Here is a 2,344-nt window from a genome sequence, read left to right as displayed (position 1 = left end):
CACCTACGACAATGTTGCCAACAATTTAAAACTTGAAAAAAGTATTTCCAGAAAACTTTTATGTCCAAAAGTAAGAGCTCCATTTATTTATGACGCTAATGACGAACTAATTATCAGCTTTAATGTAGTGGATTAATAATGAGCATATTATTTAAATGGAATGTTATGAACAGTAAAGAAAGATTTGCCATACGAGTTAGTTATGAACCTGATAGGTTGGCAGAGGTATATTTATTAGACGCCTACACAAAATTAATGCCAGTGCTAAAGTATTCAGTAAATGCAAATAAAAAAGAACTTCAAGGAGGATCAAATGTTAACAGTAAGCTTATATGCAAGAGTTTCTTCAGAAAAACAAGTACAAGAGAATACGATTGCAAGTCAACTTTCAGCTTTAGAAAATAAAATTAAAGCAGATGGGCATGAATTGCTAGATGAACATAAATTCGTTGATAATGGCTATAGTGGATCTAATTTAGTTCGTCCTGCCTTAGAAAAATTACGTAATAAAGTAGCAGAAGGTAAAATTGACATAATCTATATTCATTCTCCTGATCGTTTATCGCGTAAATATGCATATCAGATGGTTTTACTTGAAGAATTACAGAAAGCAAAAGTAGAAGTAATTTTTTTAAATAATCAGATTAATGATAGTCCAGAAGCTCATTTATTGTTACAAATGCAAGGTATGATAGCAGAATATGAACACACAAAGATTACTGAAAGATGTCGTCGAGGAAAAATTTATGCAGCTAAAAAAGGTAGTGTAAATGTAATGTGTAGAGCTCCTTACGGCTACCGTTATATAAATAAACAGATGGAAGGAGGGCAAGCTCGGTTTGAAGTTCATGAAGAAGAAGCGGAAGTGGTTCGTAAGCTATTTTCTTGGATAGGCAGAGAAAGAATGAGTGCTGGAGAAGTATGTCGCCAGCTAAATACCATGTCTATCATGTCAGCGAAGGGAAAATGCTGGAATAAAGGCACGCTTTGTGGTACACTAAAAAATCCTGTCTATAAAGGACAAGCAGCTTTTGGTAAAACAAAGGTAGGTGCAAAGCTGCCGCAAATAAGACCATACAAACATTCCTGTGAACAACCTAAAAAGAATAGTTCTACCTATCGTGTTGAAAGGGAACATTGGATTTACATTCCAGTACCTAAAATAGTTGATGAAGATTTGTTTGATATAGTTCAAAAGCAATTAGCTGAGAACGCAAAAAGGCAAAGAGCAAGACAAATAGGAACAACTAATCTATTGCAAGGCTTATTGGTATGCAAGCGTTGCCAGTATTCTTATTATGCTAAAAGATATGGCAAGTCTCAAAAAAAATGTTATCGTTGTATTGGCGCAGATGCTTACCGTTTTGCTGGTAATAAGATTTGTAATAGTAAAACAATTCGTGCTTCTACATTAGAGACAGCTGTGTGGGAAGAAGTTAAAAGCCTATTAAAAAATCCAAACAGAATTTTAAAGGAATATCAGCGTAGGCTTTCAGAACTTCAAAAATCACCATGTGATCAAATAACTGATTCACTTAAAAAACAAGATGATAAGCTGAAACAAGGCATTTCAAGACTTATTGATAGCTATACTCAAGGGTATATTAGCAAAGAAGAATTTGAACCACGAATTAAAGCAGCAAAACAGAGCTTAAAAATAGTTGAAGAGGAAAAGAAAAAAATATTCAATCGAAAAAATCTACAACAAGAATTAACTCTCGTTGTAACCAATTTAGAAGAGTTTTTTTCCAATATTAAATCAAAGCTTGATGATTTAGATTGGCTAACTAAACGTAATGTTATCAGAATATTAGTTAAGCGAATTGAAGTTGATATTGAAGAAGTAAATATAGTGTTTCGAGTAAAAGATATATCTCATTCTACAGAACATAACAATGAAAAAGGTCAAAATTTACAACATTGTCGTAGTAGTCATAACTTGCCTTATCGTTACCCTTCATGCTGTCTTCCATCATATGAAAAATGTCGACCTCTATGATATTGAAGATTTCGGAACTCAATACCTTCACTTTCGTTGTACCCTGCATTGTCCATTCCATTAGCTTTACTACGCTCGTTACCTTACGCAGCATAATGGTCTGTTCTAGGCTGCTGGCTAGACTTTGCCTAGGTTGACCAACTGTCTTCTAAACGCTTTTCTTGGCACACTCATATAGCATCTTTTACTTTTCGCAAAAGTACTATTATAATTCTATTATCTTGAATGTCTACACTGCCTAGAGACTAATCCTTTTTTCCCCTCCTTGTATCTTGTAAAAAGCATCTAATGTTTTAAGCTTAAGCATTAGGTGGAGGAGGGAAGAACTCTGTTTCTCCTCTTAGA

Annotated in this window: 1 protein-coding gene; it reads left to right on the top strand. The window is 34.0% G+C overall.

Annotation, left to right across the window (positions count from 1 at the left end):
* Positions 1 to 280: 280 nt before the first annotated feature.
* The gene (locus Wcon_RS09990) at positions 281 to 1,999 is read left to right on the top strand and encodes a recombinase family protein (protein ID WP_114517964.1); all 1,719 of its coding nucleotides are present in this window, start codon (positions 281 to 283) and stop codon (positions 1,997 to 1,999) included.
* Positions 2,000 to 2,344: the final 345 nt, after the last annotated feature.

This window comes from Wolbachia endosymbiont of Cylisticus convexus (assembly GCF_003344345.1).
Note: the sequence above shows the minus strand (reverse complement) of the source record. Positions and strands in the feature narration are given on the sequence as shown.

Coding starts and splice junctions, on each gene's coding strand:
- Wcon_RS09990 (WP_114517964.1), top strand. CDS start 281: ATGCAAATAAAAAAGAACTTCAAGGAGGATCAAATGTTAACAGTAAGC.